Consider the following 19565-nt stretch of genomic DNA (forward strand, 5'->3'; position numbering starts at 1 on the left):
CGAGCGGGTGGGCGGGTTCAGCCGGCGCGCATGAGCGCGATCGCATACTCGGCGTACTGCCGGGCAACCTGGTCGGCAGCGAGCTCACCGTCCGGCCGGAACCATGACGGCAGCGACGTGCACAATGTCGCGATCGCCCTGGTCGCCGTGCGCGGGTCGCGTGTGCTGAGCTCTCCGGCCGCGATCGCACGTGCGGCCTGGTCGTCGAGCAGGTGTTGCACGTCGTCGCGCAAAGCGGTGATCCTTGTGCGATCATCGGGGTCGAGACCGCGCATTTCGCTTGCCCCCAAGAACGCAAGATCGCCGCGGTGGGCATGGAAGAGGGCCAAAGCCTCCACCATCAACGCGAACGACTCAGCCTCACTCGCGCCATCGGCCCGGGCGGCGAGGAGGCGCCAGCGGATCTCGGCCATGGTCAGGTCGAGCAGGGCGGCCAGCATGCCGGTCTTGCTCGGGTGGTGGTGATAGACACCCGCAACGCTGAGGCCGGCTTCGTCGGCGACCTCCCGCATCGTGGCGGCATGGAAGCCGCGCCGCACGAAGACCCGCGACGCCGCCAGGAGCACCGGGTCGAGGTTGACCGGGTCGAAGGACCTCCACTGCTGCGCGATCTGCTGCGGAGGCGGCGCGCTCGGCGGCGGAGCAGCGTGGAGCAGGTCCGTGGTCGAGACCTCGAGCAGCCCGGCGATGCGGCGCAGACGTGCAACCGTCACCTCGGTCCGCCCCGTCTCGATGGCGCTCACAGTCGCAGGGCTCACGTCGAGCGCCCCCGCGAGGCGGCGCAGGCTCAGTCCGCGCGAGACACGGGCGGACCGGATTGCGGCACCTATCATGTGTTCAGCCATGCCGAACAAGATATCGCACACTGAGCGGACTGAACACGTCCGTACATTCATTCGGTACTGTTCAGCCATGTCGCGGACAAACAACTCGTCGAGCACCAACGACCTGGTTAGCCTCGACCGGATGGCGCCCGCGCTCGCCGCGGCCCTGGGCGACGACCGGTGGCTGGGGGTCGGTGCCCAGCTGATCAGCGGCGGCAAGTCCAACCTCACCTTCATCCTCGCCTGCGACGCCGGTGAGCTGGTGCTACGCCGACCCCCGACCGGTGACCTGCTGCCCAGTGCCCACGACATGGCCCGCGAAGCGCGGGTGCAGCGGGCCCTCAGCGGCAGCGGAGTCCCGGTCGCCGAGGTGGTTCTCTCCGACGACGGCGCCCTCCTGGGGGTGCCCTGCTACGTGATGAGGAAGGTGACCGGCCACGTCGTCCGCAGCACACTCCCACCGGGATACGCCAACTCTGCGTCAGCACGGGAGGCGATGGCGTGGGCGTTCGTCGACACCCTCGTTGCGATCCACTCCGTGGACGCCGTCATGGTCGGACTCGGCGACTTCGGGCGTGCCGAGGGCTTCATGGAACGACAGGTGCGTCGATGGGGTGCCCAATGGGAGTCGAGTCGTACCGAGGAGGTCGCCGAGATGACCGAACTGGGCAGACGGCTTGCAGCGCGGGTCCCTGCGCCCCAGCCAGGCGCAGTCGTGCACGGCGACTACCGGATCGACAACGTGATCTTCGACGCCCAGGACGTGGGTCGCGTCAGGGCCGTCCTCGACTGGGAGCTGTCCACCCTGGGCGACCCCCTGGCTGATCTCGGGATGCTCATGCTCTTTTGGCGAGAGGCCGGAGAGCCACCCATCGAGCTGATCCCTGGTGTCACCCACCTGAGCGGCTTCCCGTCCAGGGCCGGTGTGGTTGAGCGGTACGCCGCCGCGAGCGATCTCGATCTCAGCGCCCTGAGGTTCTATGAGGCCTTCGCCCACTACAAGTTCGCGGTGATCGCCCAGGGCGTCGCCGCCCGATCGCGGACCGGTGCGATGGCCGGGCAGTCGTTCGGCGATCTAGACGGCCAGGTCCGTCAGCTCGCCGCCAGCGGACTCACCAGGATCTGAAGGGACACGACATGGATTTCGCTCTTTCCCAGCAAGCCGAAAAGATCAGCGAGAAGATGTGGGAGTTCATGTGCGAGCACGTGTTCCCCGCGGAACCCGTATGGGCGGCTTACCTGCGCGAGCACGGCGCACACACCCACCCCCCGGTGATGGAGGAGCTCAAGGCGGTGGCCAGACGTCGCGGGCTCTGGAACCTCTTCCTCCCGTCGCTGTCAGGGCTGTCCAATGTGGAGTATGCCGCCGTAGCCGAGATCTCCGGCTGGTCGCCGGTCATCGCTCCGGAGGCGATCAACTGCCAGGCGCCGGACACCGGCAACATGGAGACCCTCGAGCTCTTCGCCACTACCGAGCAGCGCAAACAGTGGCTCGAGCCGCTGCTCGCCGGCGAGATCCGCTCGGCGTTCGCGATGACCGAGCCCGACGTGGCCTCCTCTGATGCCACGAACATCACCACGCGGATTGCTCGCGACGGCGACGAATACGTGATCAACGGCCGCAAGTGGTGGATCACCGGAGTCGCTGACGAGCGCTGCCATCTGTTCATCGTGATGGGAAAGACCGACCCCAGCGCCGAGGCGCACCTCCAGCAGTCGATGATCCTGGTCCCCCGCGACACTGCCGGGGTGACCATCGAGAGACACCTGCCGATCTTCGGCTACCAGGACCAGCACGGCCACTCCGAGATCACGTTCCGCGACGTGCGGGTGCCGGCGAGGAACCTGCTGGCAAGCGAAGGAGACGGCTTCGTCATTTCCCAGGCTCGCCTCGGGCCCGGTCGTATCCACCACGCCATGCGTGCCATCGGGATGGCCGAGAGGGCGCTGGCCCTGATGGTCGACCGGGCCAAATCCCGGATCGCGTTCGGCAAGCCCCTCGTCGACCAGGCGAACGTCCAGGACCTCATCGCCGAGTCACGCATCGACATCGACCAGGCTCGCCACCTCGTGTACAACGCCGCCTGGCTGATCGACCGACACGGCGCCAAGGGAGCACGTACCGAGATCGCCACCATCAAGGTCGCCGCCCCCGCCATGGCGTGCCGGGTTATCGACCGAGCGATCGAGGTCTTCGGCGCGGCCGGCGTATCCGACGACACGCCACTCGCCTACCTCTATGCGTGGGCTCGAGTGCTGCGAATCGTCGACGGACCGGACGCCGTCCACCGTCTGACCATCGCCCGCATGGAGCTGCGCAAGCAACCCCGGTACCTGGGCTGAAGGAACCCACGCAACTTCGACGGGCTCTGTGAAAACTTTGCAGGCCCACGGCAGGGCGGGGGCAACCTGCTGGACGATCCCTCGAGACTCAGGGTGAACACCCGACGAACATGCTCGGCCATGGCGAGACGGCCTTCACCTCGCCGACGGGTGACCCGTCCCCAATCTGCATTTGGTGCAGATTGCTTCATGCAATGCATCTTTGTAGCATCGGTGCATGCTCCAGTCCGCTGTCAGCAGGTAGTGGAGTGTCAGGTCATCGAACCAGGTGATGGTGACGCGTACACGATCCGGAAGAGGAGTTCGGCGTCGCCGCTGATCGCAACATCACTGTGGCGCCACGCAGATTCTGCGTCGCCAACGAGGACCCGTCGCGGCCGGGCGCCCTTGTCTCGGCCGCGACGGGACCTGCCCGACGAAGCCAGTCCCCGGTGTTGGTCGGGCCGCTACCGGCCCATCACGACCCGTGTTACCAACCCGCGGCATCTCCAAGAACAGGAATCTGAAATGAACAGCATCAGCCCGGACAGTGAGCGGCACCTTCTGGAGGAACTCGAGCCCGTGGTAGCGACGAACCTCGACCGCCATCTCGACGTTGCACAGGAGTGGCATCCCCACGACTACATTCCCTGGAGCCGCGGACGCGACTTTGCCTTCCTAGGCGGCGAGGACTACGACCCCGAACAGTCGGACCTCACCGAGACGGCAAAGGCGGCGATGCTGACGAACCTGCTCACCGAGGACAACCTCCCCTCTTACCACCGGGAGATCGCAACCCGCTTCGGTCGTGACAGTGCCTGGGGCACATGGGTCGGACGTTGGACGGCAGAGGAGCATCGACACGGCATCGCGTTACGGGACTATCTCGTCGTGACGCGCGGAGTCGACCCTGTCGAGCTCGAACGGGCCCGGATGGATCACATGACGGCCGGCTACGACTCCGGCGACAAGACACCACTGGAAACGGTCGCGTACGTCTCTTTCCAGGAACTCGCGACCCGCGTCTCGCACCGCAACACCGGCAAGGTCACAGGTGACCCACTTGCAGACACGTTGCTCGCCCGGATCGCGAAGGACGAGAACCTCCACATGATCTTCTACCGGAACATCGTGGCCGCAGCTCTCGACATTGCACCCGAAGAGACGATGCGCGCGATTGCAGACGAAGTGATCGGCTTTGAAATGCCTGGCGCAACGATGGCTGGCTTCCGCCGCAACTCTGTGATCATCGCGAGGGCCGGCATCTACGACCTTCGGCTTCACCACGACGAGGTGATCATGCCTGTGCTGCGATACTGGGACGTCTTCGAGCGGACCGGACTCGGTCCTGGCGGAGAGCAGGCGCGCGAAGAGCTGGGTAGCTTTCTAGAAGTCCTCGACGCCCAGGCCACTGCGTTCGTGGATCGCCGAGCCGAGATCGGCGACCGGTTCGCACAACGCTCGGAACAGCCGGGAGTCATCGTTGCGTGAGTCAACCACGAACGGCTTGCACGGCTCTGTCGTAGAGATCGAAGACGTCGCCCTTTCCGCGCAGCCGAGCCCACTCCTCGTTCGCGGTCTGGAGACAGGTGATCGCCGCAGCCGCGATCGCGCGTGCTTCGAGGCTGCGGTGCGCGGACTTCGGCAGTCGCGGCTCGATCAGAGGAGCAAGTAGGTTCTGCCATCGCGCCTGCTTCTCCGCATGGCCGGCGCGCAGGGACTCGTTGCCGTCCCCGAAGAGGAGCGTCACCATGTCGATCCGACGCTCCACCGCGACGTCAATCTCGTCGAGAACCTGGAACGCTGCGCGCAGAGAGTCCCAGACGTCCTCGTCGGTCGGCCGCTCGGCGAAGCGTGCGGCGATGAGCTCGCCCTGTTCGGACAGGCTGCCGAGCGCGAGGTCCTCCTTGCTGCGGAAGTAGTTGAACAAGGTCCGCCGAGACACGCCGGCAGCGGCAGCAATGTCATCGATCGTTGTGTTGTCGAACCCCTTTTCAGCGAACAAGTCGAGAGCGGTCCTGGCGAGCAGGGACCGCACCACCGCGCGGGTCTGTTCACGAAGAGAGGTTTGTGCCATCCGCTGAGATTACAGCCCCTGCCCATGATGTACGAACATGCACTGTAGGCATCTTCGTGCATATAGTGTTCCGCCATGGCACAGAAGAGGTACGGTGTCGATTGCGCGACGGCCGCGGGTCTTGATCTCGTCGGCGACCGATGGACGTTGCTTATCCTGCGCGAGTTGTCGTTTGGCGAGCAGCGGTTCACCGACCTTCAAAAGGCGTTGCCCGGCATCGCCTCGAATCTGCTGGCAGAACGGTTGCGGGACCTTTCGCGACGCCGCCTCATCGAGCAGCGTGAGCTGCAAGTTCCGGCGGCTCGCATGGTGTATGCACTTACCCCCGATGGCGAACGTGTTCGACCGGTACTGACCGCCTTGGAAAGGTTCGGCATGCCGTACTTCAGGAAAGCTCCCCGAAGGCAAGGCGTGTCCGAGATGGGGCGATGAGGAGATCATCCTCGGGTCGAAGCGATCGCGGCGGCGATGGAGCGGCCGTCACGTTGAGGCGCGTCTCCGAGGCCGACCGCGACGTGATTCATCAGCGACGCGAAGACCTCGGTGACCGGGTCCGCAAACTGAGAGCCAGTAGCCGGCCAGTTCGAGGGTCGTGAACGCATGGACGAGGCCCAGACCTCGGCCGCGACTCGTTCGAGATCCTGACAGCGGAAACGCTTGCCACGGATTGCTCGCTGCGCGTTCTCCACGAACGGGCCGGTAGGCGTCGTCCAGCGCATTGGCCGCCTCTGCTCGCGGCGTACGGCGCTGTCGTGCGATCTGGCGGTAGCCACCGGGTGTTGAGAGACCGAACATGAGGTCGAACAGATGCGGATTCTGCCTCGTGGTACGCGAGCGCGTGTCGGGCCATGTCTGCGACGGGGGTCCGCAGAGAGCTCGAATCCGGCGACGCAAATCGCCAGCCTTTCAAACCCCTCTTCAACTGCGGCCCCGACCAGCTGCGGGCATCCCGCCGAAACGGCCCTACACCACTTAGGAGACCCCGACCGTCGCGGCGACCCGCCGTACTTGCAAGGCCTGCGGGCCTTCTTCGGCAAGCAGCTGGATCGTTGCGTTCACCATGCGCTGACGCACCTCCGACTGTCGGAGGAGGCTCTGTGGGCTGGCCACGCGCAACGACGCGAGTCCGTCGGTAAAGGGACACTGGCTGATCACAGCCGCGACCCCGCCGTCATGAGCGGCCACTTCGATCACGTGGCCGCCGCCGAAGGAGGTGCCCCACACGGCAATCCGGGTGGGGTCGATCTCCTCAATGGTGCGGGCGTAAGCGAGCGCCGCGATCCAGTCACCGAGCTGGTGGTCGACATCGATCAACCGGCGCGGCATGCCCTCGCTGTCTCCGAAGTGCCGATAGGTGAAGACGAGCACGGCCATGCCCGCCAATGCAAAGGCGCGGGCGTACGGTTCGAGGCCCATTTCACGAGTTCCGCCGAGCCCGTGGCCCATGACCACCAACGGCGGCCGCTCGGTGTTGGTCAGGAACAGCCAGGCCTTGCATTCTTCCCCGTCAGACGAGAACGCGACGTCTCGCCTCGTGGGTTCGCGCGGCGCCATGATTGACACCGTGTGTAACCTCGTTATTCTCGTCAATGATTGTTATGCGCGACCCGAAGGCGAGGAGAGCGAGATGACCGAGCCGGGGAAGCATTGGACCGGGATTGACGTGGATCAACGCGGACGAGTGCTCCTGGCCCGGATCGACGGCGGACCGCGGGCAGAGTTCAGCCGCGAAATAGCGGCAGATCTGAGTGAGCTCGTGACCCGCGCGACCGAAGACGAAGGCGTCGGTGCAGTCGTGCTCACCGGGACGCACCCGACGCGGTTCATCGGCCACGCGGAGGTCGGGTGGCTCAAGGAGCTGGGCGCGGCCAGCCCTCCTATCGGACGACGTGCCGCCTCTGTGGTCTTGCGCGCTGCAGGCGCCGGGCGCCGCACACCCGGCGTGCGGCACATCATCGAACGATCCCGGCTCGGCGACGCGGTGGGCTACCTCTCCTTCCACGACACCATGCTGCAGATGAACACCAGCGGTGCAGCGTTCGTTGCCGCGCTCAATGGCTCGGCGCTCGGGGCTGGTTCGGAGTTGGCGCTGGCATGTGACTACCGGTTCATGGCGGACGGCGATCACGTCATCGGCCAGCCCGAGATTCTGCTCGGCTTCCCCCCGGGCGGCGGTGGAACCCAACGCCTGTCCCGGCTAGTAGGGACCCACCGAGCAATGACCATGATGCTCGAGGGCGCGGGCCTCGACCCCCAATCCGCGGCACAGATCGGGTACATCGACGAGGTCGTCGATCCCGACAGCCTGATCGAGCGCGCGGTCGCCCATGCCGATCGGCTCGCGCGGCGCGTCAAGGATGCCGTCGCGGCGGTCAAGCGCTCGGCCTACCTCGGAGGCTCCCAGACCCTCGAGCGTGGCCTGCACCTCGAACGCGCAGAGTTCCTTTCGAGCATCGGCCAGCCTGGAGCACAGCAGGCCATGGCCGCCTACATCGAGCAGACCGCCGTGCTCGACGACCTACCGGCCTACGACAAGGACACCTTCGCGCGGATGCGGGCCGACGGCACGTCTGGTCTAGGAAGCGACATCGCCGGAACCAACGCCTCGCCCCCGACTTAGGAGGCCGGCATCCCTGCCCCTCAGCGCCGAACAGGAAAGACCACCTTCCATGTCCCGACACATCCGGGTGACCCGAACCATCCCGGCCCCGGTCGCTGAGGTCTTCGCCATGTTTGCAGACTCCGACCGGTTGAGCATGCTGCCCGGCGTTCGCGTCACCGTCCTCGAGCCGGGCCGCGAGTTCCGAGACGGGGTGGGCTTGCGCCGGCGGCTCGATCTGGGAGGAGGTGTGTTCCTGGTCGAGGAGGTGGTCGGTCTCGAACCGCCTCGCCTCTTCAGCTACCGCATTCGGGAAAGCCGTCCCGCATTCCGCCATGAGCAAGGCGACATCTCCTTTACCGAGCGCGGGTCCGGCACCTTGGTGGACTGGACGTCGACCTTGAGCACCCCGGCCGGACCGTTCACCCCCCTTGTCGAGGTTGGCGCGTCCCTCCTCGCGCGCACAGGATTCAGCGTTGTGCTCACACGGATCGCGCGAACGCTCAGCCTGCGCGGGAAATGACGCACAGTCTCGACGACAGTCGTCGGGTCTCACGGCGACGCCCGGCCCGAGGGAGCGCTCCTGAACCACGACCGCGTACGAGTTCCTGCTCATAGTCACCAGGATCGCGCGTTCTTGATAGCGGCGTGGCGGTACGGCGCGGCCGGCGGGAACGCGCCGAACTGAGGCCGTCGCCGCGGTCGGGGATCGCGACGAGTTGGCGGCGCACCATGCGTGCGTCACTCCGGCCATTACCGCGGTGCCATGGGTGCCGGCGCCCCCTTCAGGCCCTTGACTACGGCCAAGCTATTACATTAACGTTCGTTCAACCGCGAATACTCCGTGTCATGCCCCACAAACAGCGCTTGATCCGCCGTAAGGAAATGGGCAGCGCGCGTTCGGCCGCCACGCCTAACAACATCCGAGATCGCTCCGAAGGTTCGCCGCCGCATGTCGGCGGGCGCCTCACTCGGCGATGTCAGCAACTTCGAAGGAACTGATCGAATGAAGATTCCTACCGCCGTCGCAAGACCAGACCTTCCTACTTGCGACATGGGCCTCAACGAGGATGCTTCGCCTCAGGCACCCCTCAGCGGATTCTCACGTAGGACTCTGATCGGTGCTGGAATGGCAACGGCGGCGTTCGTCGCCCTCGATCGGGCAACTCCCGCCATGGCCACCGGCTCGCAGGGCGGTGGCGGGGATCGGCTGATCTTCCTCGGGACCATGGGCGGCCCGGTGATCAATACCAAGAGAGCGCAGACAGCCACCGTACTCGCGGTCGGCGGATCCCAATACCTGATCGACTGTGGCTACGCGGTTGGACGGCAGATGGCCGCGGCAGGTCTTGGCATGCAGCAGATCTCCGACATCTTCATTACCCATCACCACTCCGACCACGTAGCAGACCTTCCTGGCCTTCTACTGCTTACCTGGTACGGCGCGGGCCGCACCGGCACCCACGTGTGGGGTCCGCCGCCCGTCGAGCGCATGATTGGCCTCATCCCTGAACTGTTCTCCGTCGACGTCGAGTCACGCGTGGAGGAGGGGATGGACATCCCGTTCGACGAGTCGGTAACTTCCCACGGCTTCACGCTGCCGGCCGTAGGGACGGTTCGCGTGATGGAAGATGACAATGTCACGGTTGACGCCGTCCGCGTGCCTCATGGTGACGACATTCATGACGCGTATGCCTACCGGTTCGACATCAAGAGCACAGGCCGCTCCGTCGTCTTCTCGGGCGACTGTCGAGCTAACGAGAACTTGATTGCTCTGGCCGACGGGGCCGACTTCCTAGTGCACGAGATCATGTCGGTGCCCGGCGCCGAGGCACTCATCCAGACTGTGCCGCCAGGACCGGCCCGCGACGCATTTCGTGAGCACCTCTTCACTTCCCATACGACGGCCCAGGGCCTCGTTCACGCAGCGAAGGCAGCGCAGGTCAAGGCGATCGTTCTCTACCACTATGTGCCCGGATTCATGCCTACCGGCGACTTCGTGGCTGAGGTCCGGGTCGAGGCAACCAAGCAGGGCTACCAGGGGCGAGTCATCGGAACGAGCGACCTCACAGAGGTGGGCGTCTGAGGTCTGCGCCCATTTTCACCGAAGCGGGCGAGTTTTCGGCTGCGCCGGGAGCCTGAAGACCCCCGCGTCCGCTCGGAGCGCACTCTTTCGCTTCGCAGGGGCCTGGATTGTCGCCTGATGGCGTGGACCGGTGGCTCTTCGAATGTGCAGCGCGACCTTTGCGCGACGCGCGGGCGCGCACTAGTTGCCGCCTGACCGTGTGCACGTTCGCGGTTCACTGGCTCAACCAGAAATTCGCCGCCGGCGTGATGCGGAGTTTCGACGTCGCCAATGCGGAGGCGACATCGGCTAGTAGGTGACAGCCCGTTCCCCGCATGACAACTCCGGCAAGCCGCTTCTAGGCAGACGGCTCAAGCCGGACGATCACAGACTTCGACGTGGGGGTGTTGCTGTCCAGTGCTGCGGAGCCGAGCGGTACGAGGGGGTTGGTCTCGGGATAGTAGGCGGCGGCGGTGCCTCGTGGGGTCTCGTAGTCGACGAGCCGGAAGTTGCGGACGCGGCGGTCGCGGTCGTCTTCGGGCCAGTGCGCGACGATGTCGACGAGTTGACCGGGATGGAGCCCGAGGGCTTCGTGGTCGCGGGGGTTGACCATCACGATGTGCCGGCCGCCCTCGATGCCGCGGTAGCGGTCGGAGAGGCCGTAGATCGTGGTGTTGAACTGGTCGTGGCTGCGCAGCGTCTGCAGCACCAGATGGCCCGGGGGTACGTCGAGCAGCTCGATCGCCGAGACCGTGAACTGTGCCCTCGCCGACGGGGTGGTGAAGGTGCGGCTGTCGCGCGGCGGGTGCGGCAGCACGAACCCGCCCGGACTGCTGACCCGCGCCTCGTAGTCGGTGAACCCGGGCACCACCCGTTCGATGCCCTGCCGGATGGTCCGGTAGTCGCCGCGCATCCCGGCCCAGTCGATGGCCGGGTCGCTCGTGCTGTCGACGGATCGCGACCCGAGGGTGGCCTCGGCCAGCCCGGTGACGATCGCAACCTCCGAGCGCAGCTGCTCGCTGGCCGGCGCCAGCCGGCCCCGGGAGGCGTGCACCACCGACATCGAGTCCTCCACGGTCACGTGCTGCGGTCCCCCGGCCTGCTCGTCACGCTCGGTGCGACCCAGGGTGGGCAGGATCAACGCGGTCGCCCCGGTGATCAGGTGCGAGCGGTTCAGCTTGGTCGAGACCTGCACGCTCAGCGCGGTCCGCCGCAGCGCCTCGGCGGTGAGCTCGGTGTCCGGGGCCGCGTGCAGGAAGTTGCCGCCCAGAGCGACGAACACCTTCGCGTCCCCGGCCAGCATCGCGTGGATGCACTCCACCGTGTCATAGCCGTGCTCGCGCGGCGGCTCGAAGCCGTACTCGGCGGCGAGCGCGTCGAGGAACCACGCCGGCGGCTTCTCCCAGATCCCCATCGTCCGGTCACCCTGGACGTTGGAATGCCCCCGTACCGGGCACAACCCGGCACCGGGCTTGCCGAGGTCACCACGGGCCAGGGCGAGGTTGACGACCTCCTTGATCGTCGCCACCGCGTTGCGGTGCTGGGTCAGCCCCATCGCCCAGCAGTACACGGTGGCCTTCGAGGCGGCGATCATCCGCGCCGCCTCGGTGACCTGGTCCCGGGTCAGCCCGGTCGCCTCGGTGACCTGGTCCCAGTCCACGGCCCTGACGTGGTCCCGCCACGCCTCGAAACCCTCGGTGTAGTCCTCGACGAACTCGTGGTCGACCGCGTCCCACTCCACCAGCAGCGAACCGATCGCCTGGAACAACGCCAGGTCACCGTTCAGCCGCACCGGCAGGTGCAGGTCGGTCAGGCCGGTGCCCCGCCCGAGCACGCCGCGGGCCTTCTGCGGGTTGCGGAAGTTCACCAGCCCGGCCTCCCGCAGCGGGTTGACCGCGATGATCCTCGCACCACGCTTCTTGGCCTCCTCCAGCGCCGACAGCATCCGCGGATGGTTGGTGCCCGGGTTCTGCCCGGCGATCACGATCACCTCCGCCGCGTGCAGGTCCTCCAGGCTGACGCTGCCCTTGCCGATCCCGATCGTCTCGATCAACGCCACCCCACTGGACTCGTGGCACATGTTCGAGCAGTCCGGCAGGTTGTTGGTCCCGAACGCCCGCACGAACAACTGGTAGACGAACGCCGCCTCGTTCGACGCCCGCCCCGAGGTGTAGAACACCGCCTCATCCGGAGACGACAGCCCGTTGAGCTGCTCCGCGACGAGCGCGAACGCGCCCTCCCAGCCGATCGGCTCGTAGTGCGTGGCGCCCTCCCGACGGACCATCGGCTCGGTGAGCCGGCCCTGCTTGCCCAGCCAGTGGTCGGTGCGCTGCAGCAGGTCACTGACCGGATGCTCGGCGAAGAACCCCGCCGTGACCCGCGCCTTCGTCGCCTCCTCCGCGACCGCCTTCGCACCGTTCTCACAGAACTCCGCACGATGCCGATGCTCCGGATCCGGATCCGGCCACGCACAACTCATGCAGTCGAAACCATCAGCCTGGTTCAACCGCAACAACGTGCGCGCCGACCGCGACGGACCCATCTGACGCAGCGCACGCCCCATCGCCACCCCGACCGCCTTCACCCCCGCCGCATGGTCCTGCGGCACCTCCACGTGCAGCCGCGACTCGTCCGAGGACCCGAGGAGCTCCTCACCCATGCCCGTCACGCTCACCCGCCGGCGGCCCGTGGTTCAGGGGGTTGCCTCCTCGCCGCGGAGCCGTCGGCTACGACTCAGGATCCTCCTGCTCATCAGTCGCGTGCGTTCGGCGCCGATGGTCGTATCGTCCCCGTGCCCGGCGTGGACCACGGTCTGCAGGGGCAACGTGAACAGCCGATCAGTAATCGATCCCTCGAGGATGGAACGGTCGCTGTAGGACCGGCCGGTTGCGCCCGGTCCGCCCTGGAAGAGCGTGTCACCGGTGAACACGCTGCCCAGTTCCGCGGCGTACAGGCAGATTGCGCCGGGCGCATGCCCGGGTGTGTGCAGCGCCCGGAGTGTCGCGCCGCCGATCTCGATCTCTTGGTCGTGGGACAAATCGTGGTCCCACCGGTCGTCGGCGTGGGTGAGGTCCCACAGCGGCTTGTCGTCCGGGTGCAGGAATATCGGCGCACCGACCGCCTCGCGCAGCGCGGGCGCGGCCCGAACGTGGTCGTCGTGCGCGTGCGTGCAGAGGATCGCTTTCACCTTCCGGTCTCCCGCGACAGCGAGGATGGCTTCGACGCTGTGCGGAGCGTCGATCACCACGCACTCGGCATCGTCACCGACGACCCAGACATTGTTCTCGACCTGGAACGTCTGCCCGTCCAGGCTGAACGTGCCCGCAGTGACGGCGTGGTCGACCCTGGCTCGGACTCTCGACATCAGAAGATCACCACGGACCGCAGCACGTCACCGTCGTGCATCCGGGCAAACGCCTGCTCCACCTCGTCCAGCTTGATCTCCTCGGTGACGAAGCCATCCAGGTCGAGGCGACCCTGCAAGTACAGATCGACCAGCATCGGGAAGTCACGCGACGGCAGGCAGTCGCCGTACCAGCTCGACTTCAGAGCGCCTCCCCTGCCGAAGACATCGATGAGCGGCAGGTCGGGAACCTTCATGTCCGGTGTAGGAACACCGACCAGTACGACGGTCCCGGCGAGGTCACGCGCGTAGAACGCCTGCTGCCACGTCTCCGGACGGCCGACCGCCTCGATGACCACATCGGCTCCATCGGCGCCCGGCTGAGCCTGCCGCGCGATCGCCCGGATCGCCTCGACCGGGTCGACGCGGGACGAGTCGACAAGGTGGGTCGCGCCCATCTCCTGGGCCTTCGCGAGCTTGTTGGCGTCGATGTCCACCGCGATGATCGGCGAGGCACCTGCCAGCGCGGCACCCGCGACGGAGGCGACTCCGACGCCGCCGCAGCCGATGACGGCCACCGACTTGCCCCGCGTTGCTCCGCCGGTGTTGATGGCAGCACCGAGCCCCGCCATGACCCCGCAGCCGAGCAGACCTACCGCGGCCGGTCGGGCCAGCGGATCGACAGGAGTGCATTGACCGGCTGCCACCAGGGTCTTCTCAGCGAATGCGCCGATGCCCAGCGCGGGCGAAAGCTCGGCGCCGGCATCGGGTCCGTCGGCCAATGTCATCTTCTGGGTCGCGTTGTGCGTCGCGAAGCAGTACCAAGGCTCACCCCGATTACAGGCACGACACCGACCGCAGACGGCACGCCAGTTGAGGATCACGAAATCGCCGGGCTTCACCGAGGTCACCTCCGGCCCGATTGCCTCGACAACGCCCGCCGCCTCGTGGCCCAGGAGGAACGGAAATTCGTCGTTGATCCCGCCCTCCCGGTAGTGGAGGTCCGTGTGGCAGACCCCGCAGGCCTGGACCTTCACCACCGCCTCCCCCGGACCCGGGCTGGGCACATTGATCGTGGCGACTTCGACCGGCTGACCCTTGCGGCGCGCGACGACTGCCTTCACCTGCTGCATCGCTATCTCCTTTTCCTAAGCCCGGACACCCACGGATTCGGTCGCCCTTTCGCGGAGAGACCCGAGCGGTTCTTGCTCAGAGTCCCCGTTCGGCGATCGACACGACGTTGGCCAGCAGCATCGCCCGGGTCATCGGGCCTACGCCCCCGGGATTCGGGGAGACCCAGCCGGCGACGTCCCAGACGTCCGCGGCGACGTCCCCGGCGATCCTGCCGTCGACGCGCGAGACCCCTACGTCGAGCACCGCGGCGCCGGGCTTGACCATGTCGCCGGTGACGATGCCCGGCACTCCCGCGGCCGCCACCACGATGTCGGCGGTGCGCACGTGCGCGGCCAGGTCGCGGGTGCCGGTGTGGCACAGCGTGACCGTGGCGTTCTCGCTCTTGCGGGTCAGCAGCAGCCCGAGCGGACGCCCGACCGTGACCCCGCGACCGACCACGACCACCTCCGCCCCGGCGATCTGTACGCCGTGCCGGCGCAGCAGCTCGATGATGCCGTTCGGCGTGCACGGCAGCGGCGCGTCCTGCCCGAGCACCAGCCAGCCGAGGTTCGTCGGGTGCAGCCCGTCGGCGTCCTTGGCGGGGTCGATCAGGCCGAGCACGCGGTTCTCGTCACGACCCTCCGGGAGTGGCAGCTGCACGATGTAGCCCGTGCACGCCGGGTCGGCGTTCAGCTGCGCGACGGCCGCCTCGATCTCCTCCTGGCTCGCGGACTCGGGCAGGTCGATGCGGATCGACTCGATCCCGACCTCCGCGCAGTCCTTGTGCTTGCCGTTGACGTACCAGCGCGAGCCGGGGTCGTCGCCCACCAGCACGGTGCCCAGTCCCGGCACGACGCCCTGCTCGCGCAGCGCGGCGACGCGGGACTTGAGCTCACCCTTGATCGCGGCCGCAGTCGCCGATCCGTCCAGCGTCTGAGGGGCCACGGGTCAGAACACGACCGTGGTGTTGCCGTGACGAAGCACCCTGTCCTCACAGTGCCAGCCAACTGCGCGCGCGAGGACGGTTCGTTCCACGTCAGCGCCAAGGCGAGTCAGAGCACCGACGTCGTGGCAGTGGCTCACGCGGTTGACGTCCTGCTCAATGATCGGCCCTTCGTCGAGATCCTCGGTGACGTAGTGGGCCGTAGCGCCGATCAGCTTGACGCCGCGTTCGCGGGCTCGCGCATATGGGCCGGCCCCGGCAAAGGCGGGCAGGAATGAGTGATGGATGTTGATCACTGGTACGCCGACCAGCCGAAGGAAATCTCCGGAGAGAATCTGCATGTAGCGCGCAAGTACGACCAAGTCACAGGTGCCGTCGAGCAGCTCGAGCAGCTGACGCTCCGCTTCGGGCTTCTCCGCGGGGTTTGCAACCGGGATGTGATGGAACGGAAGCCCTTGGGCCTCAACTGCTTCCCGGTGGTCGGCATGGTTGGAGGCAACCAGGACGACCTCCGCCTCGAGCTCGTTGCGCCGCCACCGATACAGCAGATCCTGAAGGCAGTGGTCCTGCTTGGACACCAGAATGGCGACTCGCTTGGGTACGGCTGGGTTGCCGAACCGCCATGTCATGCCGAATCGCTCGGCGACCGCTCCGAAGCGCTCTGCGAGACCTTCGACGACGTGATCGGTCCCGGCGAACTCCATGCGCAGGAAGAAGGTGCCCCCGAACGGGTCCGATGAGTACTGGTCGGACTGGATGATGTTTGCGCCCGCATCGTGCAACAAGCGGGAGACCGCAGCAACGATCCCGGGCTGGTCGGCACAAGAGGCGAGGAGGCGACGTCGCGCAAGCGGTTTGGCCTCGGCAGGAGCCGCACTTGCAACTCGTTCTTCGAGTACGGTGCGGGTCGGGGTCATGAACGGGGCCTCTTCTTCTCGGGATCGTAGGCAGGGTGGCTGCCGTGTACCACGGCGCCTCGCAACGAACCGCCGACTTCCACCTCGAGCCGCGTACCAGGCAGGGCGAGTGAAGCCTCGACGACCGCCAGGGCGATCGGCCCTGCGTAGGGGCTGAGTGTCGGGCTGGTCAACATGCCGATCTGCTCCCCTCCGCGGACCAGAGGACTTCCGTACTCGGGAAGCGCCTCAGTTTCCAGGCGGAGTGTGATCATCTGATGGCCCCGCGACTCCGGCTCGAGGCTCGCAAGCACGTCACGACCCAAGAAGTCACGACGGAGATCGACGAGGCGGTCCAGGGAAAGGTCGTACGGCGTGTAAGTGTGTTCGGGGTAGTCGGTATCGGTGACGATGATGCCCGACTCGATACGGACGATCTCAATTGCCGTCAGACCGTACGGACGGGCGCCGGTCTCCCGGATCACCCCTCGCAGGAGTTCGGGGGCGACTTCCGGCCGACAGAACAGCTCGTAACCCAGCTCGCCGGAAACTCCTGTCCGCGACAGCCAGACCGGGACGCCAGCGACGGTGACCTGCTCGGGGAGGAAACGGAACCAACCGAGCTTGGTCAGGTCCGCGTCCGTGATGGCTGCCAGCGCGTCGCGCGACGCGGGGCCTTGGAGGAAGAGGTGCGGGAGATCCTGGGTGATGTATTCGATCTCCACGTCCAGGTCACTGGTCGCCTCGGCGAAGTGCTCGGCTCGGGTGTCCTTGTTGGTCATCACCCACAGGTGGTCGTCGGCGAGCTTGAACACCGTGCCGTCGTCGATCATCCGGCCCTCGGCATCGCAGAAGCCGCCGTACCGAACCTGTCCGATCGCCGCGCCGACGATGTTGTTCGTGTGCACGCGCTGGGCAGCTGCCACGGCATCCGGCCCGCGGAAGTCCCACTTGTTGATCGGTGAGGCGTCCATGACCCCGACGCCCTCGCGCTGCGCTCGGTACTCGCCCTCGACATCGCCGAAGCGGTCGGGCCACAACGAGCCGAAGAGCTCGGTGAACTCAGCTCCCAGGTCCGTCATGACGTCGTGAAACGGAGTCTTGCGCGCCGTCGTCTGATTGGTCTCCATCGGGCTTCCTTTCTGTGGCCAACCTTCGTCAATCCACGGCTTCTCGCGGATACCGAAGGCGGCTATGCGAGCGGGGGTTCGGATTTGTCCCGCACCTCGTCCTCGGTCACGCCAGGGGCCACTTCTACGAGCCGGAGGCCCGCGCTAGTGACGTCGAGAACTGCGAGGTCGGTGATGATTCGCTGGACGACACGACGGCCGGTGTAGGGCAGCGTGCACTCGTTGACGATCTTGTAGGCGCCGTCCCTGGCGACGTGCTCCATCAGGACGGTGACCCGCTTGGCGCCGTGGACTAGGTCCATCGCACCGCCCATGCCCTTGACCATCTTCCCGGGAATCATCCAGTTGGCGATGTCGCCGGTGGCGCTGACTTGCATGGCTCCGAGGATCGCCGCGTCAATCTTTCCGCCGCGGATCATCCCGAAGCTCGTGGCCGAGTCGAAGAACGAGGCGCCCTTGCGGACCGTCACGGTCTCCTTGCCAGCGTTGATCAGATCGGGGTCTACGGCATCCTCGGTCGGGTAGGCGCCGACGCCCAGGATCCCGTTCTCCGACTGCAGCACGAGCTCCACGTCGTCGCCGACGTAGTTCGGCACAAGCGTCGGCAGTCCGATCCCGAGGTTCACATATGACCCGTCGGTGAGCTCGGCGGCCGCCCGGGCAGCCATCTCTTCACGCGTCCACGCCATGTCAGCGCTCCTCGACTGTGTCGAGCATGGCCTGAGCCCACTCAGCAGGAGAGAGCGGCTCTGGTTGTTCGATCGCCGGAGCGCCGCCTGGCGCGGCTGTCGAAGCGGCCGTTGTCATCGGACGGTCCTCTTCTCGATCCGCTTGTCCGCGGCATGCTGCGCTGTCAGCGGGACGACCCGCTGCACGAATACGCCAGGGGTGTGGATCGAGTCGGGGTCCAGCTCGCCAGGCTCAACGAGTTCCTCGACCTCAGCGAGGGTGATGCGGCCGCTCATCGCCGCCAGGGGATTGAAGTTGCGCGCGGATTTGCTGAAGACCAGGTTCCCGTGGCGGTCGCCCTTCCAGGCGCGCACGAGCGCGAAATCGCAGACTATGGCCCGCTCCAGCACGAACTCGCGTCGACCCTGCGCCGTATCGAAAGGGCGGACCTCTTTGGGGGGTGAAGCAACCTCGACGTTTCCGTGTGCGTCGTACTTCCAGGGCAGACCGCCTTCGGCGACCTGGGTGCCGACGCCGGTGGCGGTGAAGAAGGCTGGGATCCCCGACCCACCCGCGCGTAGCCGCTCGGCGAGCGTGCCCTGCGGGGTCAGCTCGACCTCGAGCTCGCCGGCGAGGTACTTGCGCGCGAACTCCTTGTTCTCGCCGACGTAGGACGACACCATCCGGCGGATACGGCCCGCACCCAGAAGCAGGCCCAGCCCGAAATCGTCGACACCGGCATTGTTCGAGACTGCCTCGAGGTCCGTGACGCCGGTGTCCAGCAGGGCCTGGATCAGGATCGATGGGATCCCGCACAGGCCGAAGCCACCGACAGCTAGCGAGGAGCCAGAGGTGATGTCCGCAACGGCGGCGGACGCGGACTCGACAACTTTGTCCATCGGTCCTCTCTCGGGCTCGAAGGTCTTTACGCGTCTGCGAAGTTGAGGCATGTGCTGAATGAATGTTTATTAAGTATCGAAGTCGCGTCGACGTCTGTCAAGGACACGACTATTCGCGTCGGCGATCCGGCTGCAGGGTCACGCCTGGTCGTCGATCTCCCAGTAGTCGAGGTACTCCGAAGCCGCGCCGTCGGGATTGGGGCCGTAGATGCCGAGCATGCGGGCGTACGTTGGCGCCCAGTAGTGACCGGTGCTTCCGGCCGGCACCGTGATCGTGTCTCCCGGCCGACCCACAACAGTGGTCTCGTCCACCCGGATGCGGAGCTCGCCCTCGAGGACGAAGGTGACCTCGTCGTGGGGGTGGTAGTCGGACATTCCCGCGCGCGTGAGCTCCCACTCGGAGAGGGCGTAGTCGTCCCAGCCGGTCGCCTTGGGCTCGACGATCCAGCGACCCTTCACTCGCGGCGTGTCCGACGAGAAGACTTCGAGGGCACTCCTGTTAACGGTGACCGGTTCGATGAGCTGGCAAGGGTCGTCGGATTTCATGAGATCTCCTCGGGGGTGCTTTCGGATGCATCCGGTAGCCAGAGCTTTTGCCAAGGGCCCTGAGGCGCATAGGCCACGTGTGAAGCGATGCCTGCGGCGCGGCGTGCAACTCAGCTCCGGGTTCGCCGGTTGTCGGCAG

20 protein-coding genes are annotated in these 19565 nt (G+C 66.5%); 7 read left to right on the top strand and 13 right to left on the bottom strand.

Going from position 1 to position 19565, the window contains the following annotated elements; all coding sequences use genetic code 11:
• Positions 1-17 precede the first annotated feature (17 nt).
• Positions 18-845, bottom strand: a complete 828-nt coding sequence (locus tag EFL26_RS21730; RefSeq protein WP_123225145.1) for a TetR-type transcription factor C-terminal domain-containing protein — start codon at positions 843-845, stop codon at positions 18-20.
• A 67-nt stretch (positions 846-912) separates the two neighbouring features.
• Between EFL26_RS21730 and EFL26_RS21735 the strand changes: the two genes are divergently transcribed.
• The 3 genes from EFL26_RS21735 (at position 913) to EFL26_RS21745 (ending at position 4637) form a co-directional block, all read left to right on the top strand.
• Positions 913-1950, top strand: coding sequence for a phosphotransferase family protein (locus tag EFL26_RS21735; protein WP_123225009.1), 1038 nt, complete (start codon positions 913-915; stop codon positions 1948-1950).
• Positions 1951-1961: 11 nt separating this feature from the next.
• Complete coding sequence (locus EFL26_RS21740) at positions 1962-3167, top strand: acyl-CoA dehydrogenase family protein (RefSeq protein WP_123225010.1); 1206 nt, start codon at positions 1962-1964, stop codon at positions 3165-3167.
• Between the two features lie 507 nt (positions 3168-3674).
• The gene (locus tag EFL26_RS21745) at positions 3675-4637 is read left to right on the top strand and encodes an acyl-ACP desaturase (protein WP_123225011.1); all 963 of its coding nucleotides are present in this window, start codon (positions 3675-3677) and stop codon (positions 4635-4637) included.
• A gap of 1 nt (position 4638) precedes the next feature.
• Here the strand turns inward: EFL26_RS21745 and EFL26_RS21750 are convergent, their stop codons facing one another.
• Positions 4639-5223 carry a TetR family transcriptional regulator gene (locus EFL26_RS21750; protein ID WP_123225012.1) on the bottom strand — a complete coding sequence of 195 codons (585 nt, stop codon included), beginning with the start codon at positions 5221-5223 and terminating at the stop codon, positions 4639-4641.
• Positions 5224-5298: 75 nt separating this feature from the next.
• Here EFL26_RS21750 and EFL26_RS21755 point away from each other — a divergent pair, with 75 nt between their 5' ends.
• Entirely contained in the window at positions 5299-5655 is a 357-nt protein-coding gene (locus EFL26_RS21755) for a winged helix-turn-helix transcriptional regulator (RefSeq protein WP_123225013.1), read from the top strand.
• A 5-nt stretch (positions 5656-5660) separates the two neighbouring features.
• On the opposite strand, the gene EFL26_RS23945 is transcribed toward EFL26_RS21755, so the two are convergent.
• Positions 5661-5912: a hypothetical protein gene (locus tag EFL26_RS23945; RefSeq protein WP_148046799.1), complete on the bottom strand. Its 252-nt coding sequence runs from the start codon at positions 5910-5912 to the stop codon at positions 5661-5663.
• 283 nt (positions 5913-6195) lie between these two features.
• A complete protein-coding gene (locus EFL26_RS21760) occupies positions 6196-6777 on the bottom strand; it encodes an alpha/beta fold hydrolase (protein ID WP_123225146.1) in 582 nt (193 codons plus the stop codon).
• A 73-nt stretch (positions 6778-6850) separates the two neighbouring features.
• On the opposite strand from EFL26_RS21760, the gene EFL26_RS24850 reads away from it, so the two are divergent.
• The 3 genes from EFL26_RS24850 (at position 6851) to EFL26_RS21775 (ending at position 9908) form a co-directional block, all read left to right on the top strand.
• Complete coding sequence (locus tag EFL26_RS24850; protein ID WP_183408321.1) at positions 6851-7843, top strand: enoyl-CoA hydratase/isomerase family protein; 993 nt, start codon at positions 6851-6853, stop codon at positions 7841-7843.
• 49 nt (positions 7844-7892) lie between these two features.
• A complete protein-coding gene (locus tag EFL26_RS21770) occupies positions 7893-8345 on the top strand; it encodes an SRPBCC family protein (protein WP_123225015.1) in 453 nt (150 codons plus the stop codon).
• Between the two features lie 531 nt (positions 8346-8876).
• A complete protein-coding gene (locus EFL26_RS21775; protein ID WP_183408322.1) occupies positions 8877-9908 on the top strand; it encodes an MBL fold metallo-hydrolase in 1032 nt (343 codons plus the stop codon).
• A gap of 337 nt (positions 9909-10245) precedes the next feature.
• Here EFL26_RS21775 and EFL26_RS21780 read toward each other — a convergent pair whose 3' ends face one another.
• The 9 genes from EFL26_RS21780 to EFL26_RS21820 all read right to left on the bottom strand — a co-directional run bounded on the left by EFL26_RS21780 (position 10246) and on the right by EFL26_RS21820 (position 19426).
• Positions 10246-12546 carry an FdhF/YdeP family oxidoreductase gene (locus EFL26_RS21780; protein ID WP_123225147.1) on the bottom strand — a complete coding sequence of 767 codons (2301 nt, stop codon included), beginning with the start codon at positions 12544-12546 and terminating at the stop codon, positions 10246-10248.
• A 33-nt stretch (positions 12547-12579) separates the two neighbouring features.
• Positions 12580-13251 (bottom strand): MBL fold metallo-hydrolase, encoded by a 672-nt coding sequence (locus EFL26_RS21785; protein ID WP_123225017.1) that lies wholly within the window; start codon positions 13249-13251, stop codon positions 12580-12582.
• On the bottom strand, positions 13251-14363 hold the full coding sequence (locus EFL26_RS21790) for an S-(hydroxymethyl)mycothiol dehydrogenase (RefSeq protein ID WP_123225018.1): 1113 nt from the start codon (positions 14361-14363) through the stop codon (positions 13251-13253). Before EFL26_RS21790 ends, EFL26_RS21785 begins: the two co-directional genes overlap by 1 nt.
• 76 nt (positions 14364-14439) lie before the next feature.
• Positions 14440-15288, bottom strand: coding sequence for a bifunctional methylenetetrahydrofolate dehydrogenase/methenyltetrahydrofolate cyclohydrolase (locus EFL26_RS21795; protein WP_123225019.1), 849 nt, complete (start codon positions 15286-15288; stop codon positions 14440-14442).
• A gap of 3 nt (positions 15289-15291) precedes the next feature.
• Positions 15292-16203 (bottom strand): formyltetrahydrofolate deformylase, encoded by a 912-nt coding sequence (gene purU, locus EFL26_RS21800; RefSeq protein WP_123225020.1) that lies wholly within the window; start codon positions 16201-16203, stop codon positions 15292-15294.
• A complete protein-coding gene (locus EFL26_RS21805) occupies positions 16200-17312 on the bottom strand; it encodes an aminomethyl transferase family protein (protein WP_123225021.1) in 1113 nt (370 codons plus the stop codon). The genes purU and EFL26_RS21805 overlap by 4 nt, the downstream gene beginning before the upstream one ends.
• Before the next feature lie 62 nt (positions 17313-17374).
• A complete protein-coding gene (locus tag EFL26_RS21810) occupies positions 17375-18001 on the bottom strand; it encodes a 3-oxoacid CoA-transferase subunit B (RefSeq protein WP_123225022.1) in 627 nt (208 codons plus the stop codon).
• Positions 18002-18115: 114 nt separating this feature from the next.
• Positions 18116-18880, bottom strand: coding sequence for a CoA transferase subunit A (locus EFL26_RS21815; RefSeq protein WP_123225023.1), 765 nt, complete (start codon positions 18878-18880; stop codon positions 18116-18118).
• 138 nt (positions 18881-19018) lie between these two features.
• Complete coding sequence (locus EFL26_RS21820) at positions 19019-19426, bottom strand: cupin domain-containing protein (RefSeq protein WP_123225024.1); 408 nt, start codon at positions 19424-19426, stop codon at positions 19019-19021.
• Positions 19427-19565 lie beyond the last annotated feature (139 nt).

Origin of the sequence: Nocardioides pocheonensis, from assembly GCF_003725535.1 — a bacterium.
In the GTDB taxonomy this organism is placed as follows: Bacteria; Actinomycetota; Actinomycetes; order Propionibacteriales; family Nocardioidaceae; genus Marmoricola; species Marmoricola pocheonensis.

Coding starts and splice junctions, on each gene's coding strand:
- EFL26_RS21810 (WP_123225022.1), bottom strand. CDS start 18,001: ATGGCGTGGACGCGTGAAGAGATGGCTGCCCGGGCGGCCGCCGAGCTC.
- EFL26_RS21760 (WP_123225146.1), bottom strand. CDS start 6,777: ATGGCGCCGCGCGAACCCACGAGGCGAGACGTCGCGTTCTCGTCTGAC.
- EFL26_RS21750 (WP_123225012.1), bottom strand. CDS start 5,223: ATGGCACAAACCTCTCTTCGTGAACAGACCCGCGCGGTGGTGCGGTCC.
- EFL26_RS21745 (WP_123225011.1), top strand. CDS start 3,675: ATGAACAGCATCAGCCCGGACAGTGAGCGGCACCTTCTGGAGGAACTC.
- EFL26_RS21775 (WP_183408322.1), top strand. CDS start 8,877: ATGGGCCTCAACGAGGATGCTTCGCCTCAGGCACCCCTCAGCGGATTC.
- EFL26_RS21755 (WP_123225013.1), top strand. CDS start 5,299: ATGGCACAGAAGAGGTACGGTGTCGATTGCGCGACGGCCGCGGGTCTT.
- EFL26_RS21815 (WP_123225023.1), bottom strand. CDS start 18,880: ATGGACAAAGTTGTCGAGTCCGCGTCCGCCGCCGTTGCGGACATCACC.
- EFL26_RS24850 (WP_183408321.1), top strand. CDS start 6,851: ATGACCGAGCCGGGGAAGCATTGGACCGGGATTGACGTGGATCAACGC.
- EFL26_RS21790 (WP_123225018.1), bottom strand. CDS start 14,363: ATGCAGCAGGTGAAGGCAGTCGTCGCGCGCCGCAAGGGTCAGCCGGTC.
- EFL26_RS21820 (WP_123225024.1), bottom strand. CDS start 19,426: ATGAAATCCGACGACCCTTGCCAGCTCATCGAACCGGTCACCGTTAAC.
- EFL26_RS21805 (WP_123225021.1), bottom strand. CDS start 17,312: ATGGAGACCAATCAGACGACGGCGCGCAAGACTCCGTTTCACGACGTC.
- EFL26_RS21780 (WP_123225147.1), bottom strand. CDS start 12,546: ATGGGTGAGGAGCTCCTCGGGTCCTCGGACGAGTCGCGGCTGCACGTG.
- purU (WP_123225020.1), bottom strand. CDS start 16,203: ATGACCCCGACCCGCACCGTACTCGAAGAACGAGTTGCAAGTGCGGCT.
- EFL26_RS21785 (WP_123225017.1), bottom strand. CDS start 13,251: ATGTCGAGAGTCCGAGCCAGGGTCGACCACGCCGTCACTGCGGGCACG.
- EFL26_RS21730 (WP_123225145.1), bottom strand. CDS start 845: ATGGCTGAACACATGATAGGTGCCGCAATCCGGTCCGCCCGTGTCTCG.
- EFL26_RS21740 (WP_123225010.1), top strand. CDS start 1,962: ATGGATTTCGCTCTTTCCCAGCAAGCCGAAAAGATCAGCGAGAAGATG.
- EFL26_RS21770 (WP_123225015.1), top strand. CDS start 7,893: ATGTCCCGACACATCCGGGTGACCCGAACCATCCCGGCCCCGGTCGCT.
- EFL26_RS21735 (WP_123225009.1), top strand. CDS start 913: ATGTCGCGGACAAACAACTCGTCGAGCACCAACGACCTGGTTAGCCTC.